This is a genomic window from Streptomyces cavernae, assembly GCF_004023625.1.
Lineage (GTDB): Bacteria > Actinomycetota > Actinomycetes > Streptomycetales > Streptomycetaceae > Streptomyces > Streptomyces cavernae.
On the sequence record NZ_RPDJ01000033.1, the window covers coordinates 153,734 to 159,733 of the forward strand.

The following is a 6,000-nucleotide window of genomic DNA, read 5'->3' on the forward strand; positions in this document are numbered from 1 at the left end:
GTCGAGGGCTTGCGGGGTGCGGGACTGCTGGGCAACTGGCGTGTTCCCGGCGAAGTCGTGTACCGAGCTGTCAGGAAGTGGGGCGCAACACCCATCCCGTGGCGCGGTCGAGTCCCAACAAGCCCTCGAAAGACGGAGTCCGTTGGACTGCGAAAACGCCGGCCAAGTTCGAGCCGTGTTGGAGAAACAGGGAAGGGTGTGAGTACCCCTCCCTCAGCGGTCCGCCGAGCAGGTCGAGCACCTGCTTCACCGCAGTCGCCAACGCCATGGGGTCGGCCCGTTCAGCCACCGCCTGATGACCGTCCAGGAGAGACTTACCCCGTTCCGGGTCCGCGCTCAGCAGTCTGCGCGGAAGCCATTTACCGATACCCGTCCACGCACTGTGGTGGGCGGACAGCAGGTGTGCTGCCTCGCGCAGGGTGTGGTCGGCGATGGACAGCTGCTCGTACCGATCAGCGGGCGAGGTATCGAGCAGATCGTCCATGTAGCAGGTGAGCACGTAACGGCCGTGCTCCCACTCCGCCGGGGTCAGGGCGGGAGGGCCGGCCGCGAGTACCGCTCGCGCCTTATCGCGGGTACGGGCCAAATAGCCGTGTGGGTCGGTCAGGGGCAAGCCCTCGGCATAGATGAACAGAACGGTCCCGCGGCGACGGGCACGGTCCCACTGGAAGAACTCGGGCACGTCCGTGACGGTGTGCAAGAACAACTCGGCCAGGCGGCCGTCGTGGCGGATGATCTCGCGGCGGCTGCTGTCCGAGTCTGGTAGGAGGATGGCCACGTCCAGATCACTGGCCGAGGTGGCGCGGCCCTGGACGGCCGAGCCACCGAGCACGGCGCCCAGGGCGTGCGGGGCCTGCTGGACCTCGCCGCCGACGACCGGGCTGCCGCCGACGTCCACTTGCGTGCGGCGCAGCGGAGCATCGACGAACACGGCTGGCACGGCCTGCCGCCCCAACTGCGAACCGCTCTCTCGACGCTGCCCCGGCTGCCCCGGCCGACCTGTTCCTAGCGCCCCGACAGGCGACGTCCGCCCCGTCGCGACGCCCGGAACGCCCTTTCAGCAGAGTCTCGCGAGGGACACCGGGGCTTCAGCCTCATATCAGGCGTCGTAGGTGTAGAAGCCGCGGCCGCTCTTGCGGCCGAGGTGGCCGGCGGCGACCATGCGGCGCAGCAGGGCGGGCGGCGCGTACAGCGGCTCCTTGAACTCCTCGTACATGGACTCGGCGACCGCCTGGGCGGTGTCCAGGCCGATGAGGTCGAGCAGACGCAGCGGGCCCATCGGGTGGGCGCAGCCGAGTTCCATGCCCTGGTCGATGTCGTCGGGGCGTGCCGCACCGGACTCCACCATCCGTACCGCGCTGAGCAGGTAGGGCACGAGCAGGGCGTTGACGACGAAGCCGGAGCGGTCAGGCGCCTGGATGGCCTGTTTGCCCAGCCGGCCGACGAGGTCGCGGGTGAGCTGGACGGTCTCCTGGCTGGTGGTGAGGGCGGGGATGACCTCGACCAGTTGCTGAACCGGCACCGGGTTGAAGAAGTGCATTCCGATGAGCCGGCCCGGTCGCTCGGTGGCGACGGCGAGGTCGACGATGGGGATGGAGGAGGTGTTGGTGGCCAGGATCGCCGCAGGGTCTTCGACCGCCTTGTCCAGGGTGCGCAGGACGTCGGTCTTGATGTCGCGGTTCTCGGCGACGGCCTCGATGACGAACTGGCGGTCGGCCATGTCACTGAGGTCGTGGGTGAAGGAGAGCCGGGCGAGGGCCTGGTCGCGCTGTTCCTCACTGAGTTTGCCGCGCCGCACCCCCGTGTCGAGGGATGCGGTGAGCCGGCGGCGGCCGGCCTCGACGGCGTCCGGGGTGGCCTCGGCCACCCGGACGTCGATGCCGCTGCGGGCGGCGACCTCGGCGATGCCGGAGCCCATGAGGCCGCAGCCGACGACGCCGAGACGGGTAACGGGATTCATCTGATGTCCTGTCCGATGAGTGGGTGCGGTGTGGTTCTGTGAGGTGCCTCAGACGTTGCGGCGGTATTGGCCGCCCACCTCGAAGAAGGCCTCGGTGATCTGCTGGAGCGAGCAGACCCGGGCCGCGTCCATGAGGACGGCGAAGACGTTCTGGCCGCTGACCGCCGCGTCCTTGAGAGCAGCCAGGGCGGCGTGGGCCGGGTCTCGGTGGCGGGCCTGGAAGTCCCGTACGCGGTCCAACTGGGACACCTTCTCCTCTTCGGTGGCGCGGGCCAGCTCGATGGCGCCGGGTTCCGCGGTGTCGGCGTGGGGGGCGCGAAAGGTGTTGACGCCGATGATGGGCAGGGTGCCGTCGTGCTTGCGCTGCTCGTAGAGCATCGACTCGTCCTGGATGCGACCGCGCTGATAGCCGGTCTCCATGGCGCCGAGCACACCACCGCGTTCGCTGATCCGCTCGAATTCCTGCATGACGGCCTCTTCGACCAGGTCGGTGAGTTCGTCGATGATGAACGAGCCTTGCAGCGGGTTCTCGTTCATGGCCAGCCCCCACTCCCGGTTGATGATCAGCTGGATGGCCAGGGCCCGGCGGACGGAGTCCTCGGTGGGGGTGGTGACGGCCTCGTCGTAGGCGTTGGTGTGCAGGCTGTTGCAGTTGTCGTAGATGGCGATGAGCGCCTGCAGGGTGGTGCGGATGTCGTTGAAGTCCATCTCCTGGGCGTGCAGGGAGCGTCCGGAGGTCTGGACGTGGTACTTCAGCTTCTGGCTGCGTTCGTTGGCGCCGTACTTGTCCTTCATCGCGACGGCCCAGATGCGGCGGGCCACGCGGCCGAGGACGGAGTATTCGGGGTCCATGCCGTTGGAGAAGAAGAACGACAGGTTGGGGGCGAAGTCATCGATGTGCATGCCCCGGGCGAGGTACGCCTCGACGTAGGTGAAGCCGTTGGCCAGCGTGAAGGCGAGCTGACTGATGGGATTCGCGCCGGCCTCCGCGATGTGGTAGCCGGAGATGGACACCGAGTAGAAGTTGCGGACCTTGTTGGCGATGAACCACTCCTGGATGTCGGCCATCATCCGCAGGCTGAACTCCGTGGAGAACAAGCAGGTGTTCTGGCCCTGGTCCTCCTTCAGGATGTCGGCCTGCACCGTGCCGCGCACGTTCGCCAGCGCGTGCGCCCGCAGCTCGGCCGTCTCCTCGGGTGAGGGGTCGCGGCCCTCGGCGGCCCGGAAGCGGTCGATCTGCTGGTCGATCGCGGTGTTGAGGAAGAAGGCCAGGATGGTCGGCGCGGGCCCGTTGATGGTCATGGAGACCGAGGTGGTCGGGGCGACCAGGTCGAAGCCGTCGTAGAGCGCCTTCATGTCGTCCAGCGTGGCCACCGAGACGCCGGAGGTGCCGACCTTGCCGTAGATGTCCGGGCGTTCGTCCGGGTCGCGGCCGTAGAGGGTGACCGAGTCGAAGGCGGTGGACAGCCGGGTGGCCGACTGGCCGTCGGAGAGCAGCTTGAAACGCCGGTTGGTGCGGAACGGATCTCCCTCGCCGGCGAACATCCGCGCCGGGTCCTCGCCGTCGCGCTTGAAGGGGAAAACCCCGGAAGTGAAGGGGAAGTGGCCGGGCAGGTTCTCCCGACGCCAGAAACGCACGAGCTCACCGTGGTCGGTGAAGCGTGGCAGGGCGACGCGGGGGATCCTGTTGCCCGAGAGGGACTCGCGGGTCAGCTTGGTGCGGATCTCCTTGTCCCGGACCTTCACGACCTGTTCGTCGCCGGAGTAGGACTTCACTACGGCGGGCCAGTTCTCGATCTGCTCCGTGACCTCATGCGGGAGACGTTTGCGGGCGTCCGCCAGCAGCGACGACACGTTCCCGGCGTCGGAGCCCGCCTCGGCGAGCTCGCCCTCGACTGCTGCCAGGCGCTGCACCCGCCGGGCCGCCTCGGCCAGCCGCTCGGTCTCGCTGTGGTACACCCGGACCGTGTCGGTGATCTCGGCGAGGTAGCGCACCCGGTCCGCGGGCACCACCTGCCGGATGCCGGAGGAATGGCGGACGTCGACCGGCGCCAGCGTGCCCTCCGACAAGGGCAGACCCTTGTCCGCCAGAGCCGTCTTCAGGTGCTGGTGGAGCGCGGTGACCCCGTCGTCGTTGAAGGTGGCCGCCGAGGTTCCGTACACCGGCATGTCGTCGGGCTTCATGCCGAACGCCTCGCGGTTGCGGACCAGTTGGCGACCCACATCGCGCAGCGCGTCCTTGGCGCCGCGGCGCTCGAACTTGTTGATCGCCACGACGTCGGCGAAGTCGAGCATGTCGATCTTCTCCAGCTGCGAGGCTGCGCCGAACTCCGGCGTCATCACGTACAGCGAAGTGTCGACGAACGGCACGATCGCCGCGTCGCCCTGGCCGATGCCCGGCGTTTCCACGATCACCAGATCGAACCCGGCGGCCTTCACCACGTCGATCACGTCGGACAGGTGCTCGGGCAGCTCGCGGCTGCCGCGGGTGGCCAGGCTCCGGAAAAAGACCCCCTTGCCGTCCAGGGAGTTCATACGGATGCGGTCGCCGAGCAACGCACCGCCGCCCCGGCGCCGGGTCGGGTCGACCGCGATCACCGCGATCCGCAGCTTGTCCTGCTGGTCGACGCGGAAGCGGCGCACCAACTCATCGGTCAGTGACGACTTCCCGGAGCCGCCGGTGCCGGTGATACCGAGCACCGGAACCGGGCCGGCGGCGGCAGCGGAACGCAACTGCCGCAGGAAGTCCGGGGGCAGCTTGCCGAGTTCCGCACCGGTGATGGCGCGGGCGACCGCGAACCGGTCGCCGGCGAGTACGGCGGCGGCGTCGGCCGGCTTGCCGTCCCACAGGTCGAAGTCGCAGTCCTTCACGACCGAGTTGACCATCCCGGCGAGACCCATCCGCTGGCCGTCCTCCGGGGAGAAGATGGTCACTCCGCTGTTGCGCAGCCGGGAGATCTCCTCGGGCACGATGACGCCGCCTCCGCCGCCCACGACGCGGACATGGTCCGCTCCCTGCGTGCGCAGCGACTGCACCAGGTATTCGAAGTACTCGACGTGCCCGCCCTGGTAGGACGAGATCGCCACCCCGTGCGCGTCCTCCTCCAGCGCCGCGTCCACGACCTCCTGCACCGAGCGGTTGTGTCCCAGGTGGATCACCTCGGTGCCCTGGGACTGGAAGATCCGCCGCATGATGTTGATCGACGCGTCGTGCCCGTCGAACAGGGCGGAAGCCGTGACCAGGCGGACGGGATGCACGGGGCGGTGCAGATCACTCATGGGGGGCCTTCCCGGGCTAGATCGGCGACGCTGGCTCTAGAGATACTAGGATGTCCTAGTAAATTGCTGGAGGCGAGGGCGGTGTGAACAGCAGCACAGAGGAAGCCCCACCTTTCTCATCGACACCGGCCGGCGCCCGGTCGAGATCTGGGCGCCTCGGGCAGAGCACGGCAGGCCGGAGCAGACCGAGCCTTCCCCTACCGCCACAAGGACCTGCTCGCCGAAGTCCACGCAGCCGGCGCCGACCACCCGGCACGACCCCGGCGCACTCGTCAGCAGGGCCTCACTCCAGCCGACCTGGTACACGCCCCGGACCACAGCAACCGGCTCGCTGCCCGCATGCGACACCTGGAGACCGAACTCTCGGCTTGCATCTCGAGCAATCCGTCGGACCTCTACGGGCGAGCAGGCCGTGGCTGCCCTGAAGGCGTGGCACCTGCTGCGGAAGCTCCGGTGCAGCACCACCCGCATCACCAGCCTCGTTCAGGCGATACTCGTCCTCCACCTCAACGCATCGAGCGGAGGTTGGGAAGGCTCAGGGTTTCCGATGCGGGATCGCATCAACGGCCACTCCTTCACTTTGCACCCGGTGAACGTTTGCGGTCACAGCAATAGCGCGGTGGGAGACCCGTTCGCTGGTGAAGTCGGCCCGGGGCGCGGTTCCGGTCTTTCGACCGGCCCGTTTCCCCGGAGCCGCTTCCCGAACCGGGCATGCGACTTGGCACCGCACCCGGCTCTCCACAAGCCCCGAGGGGACCCGT

General features: G+C 68.4%; 3 protein-coding genes and 1 pseudogene. 1 reads left to right on the top strand and 3 read right to left on the bottom strand.

All coding sequences use genetic code 11. The annotated features are described in order from the left end of the window. Positions 1 to 70: 70 nt before the first annotated feature. The 3 genes from EF387_RS35690 to icmF all read right to left on the bottom strand — a co-directional run bounded on the left by EF387_RS35690 (position 71) and on the right by icmF (position 5,239). Positions 71 to 931: a nucleotidyltransferase domain-containing protein gene (locus EF387_RS35690; protein ID WP_238431880.1), complete on the bottom strand. Its 861-nt coding sequence runs from the start codon at positions 929 to 931 to the stop codon at positions 71 to 73. A gap of 168 nt (positions 932 to 1,099) precedes the next feature. Further along, entirely contained in the window at positions 1,100 to 1,960 is an 861-nt protein-coding gene (locus EF387_RS35695; protein WP_128380748.1) for a 3-hydroxybutyryl-CoA dehydrogenase, read from the bottom strand. A 48-nt stretch (positions 1,961 to 2,008) separates the two neighbouring features. Continuing rightward, on the bottom strand, positions 2,009 to 5,239 hold the full coding sequence (gene icmF, locus EF387_RS35700; RefSeq protein WP_128380749.1) for a fused isobutyryl-CoA mutase/GTPase IcmF: 3,231 nt from the start codon (positions 5,237 to 5,239) through the stop codon (positions 2,009 to 2,011). A 403-nt stretch (positions 5,240 to 5,642) separates the two neighbouring features. Here icmF and EF387_RS35705 point away from each other — a divergent pair. Further along, positions 5,643 to 5,756 (top strand): annotated as a pseudogene (locus tag EF387_RS35705) (IS5/IS1182 family transposase); the annotation flags it as partial. Positions 5,757 to 6,000: the final 244 nt, after the last annotated feature.

Bases quoted from the DNA above. Each gene is read 5' to 3' on its own strand.
- EF387_RS35695 (WP_128380748.1), bottom strand. From the start codon at position 1,960: ATGAATCCCGTTACCCGTCTCGGCGTCGTCGGCTGCGGCCTCATGGGC.
- icmF (WP_128380749.1), bottom strand. From the start codon at position 5,239: ATGAGTGATCTGCACCGCCCCGTGCATCCCGTCCGCCTGGTCACGGCT.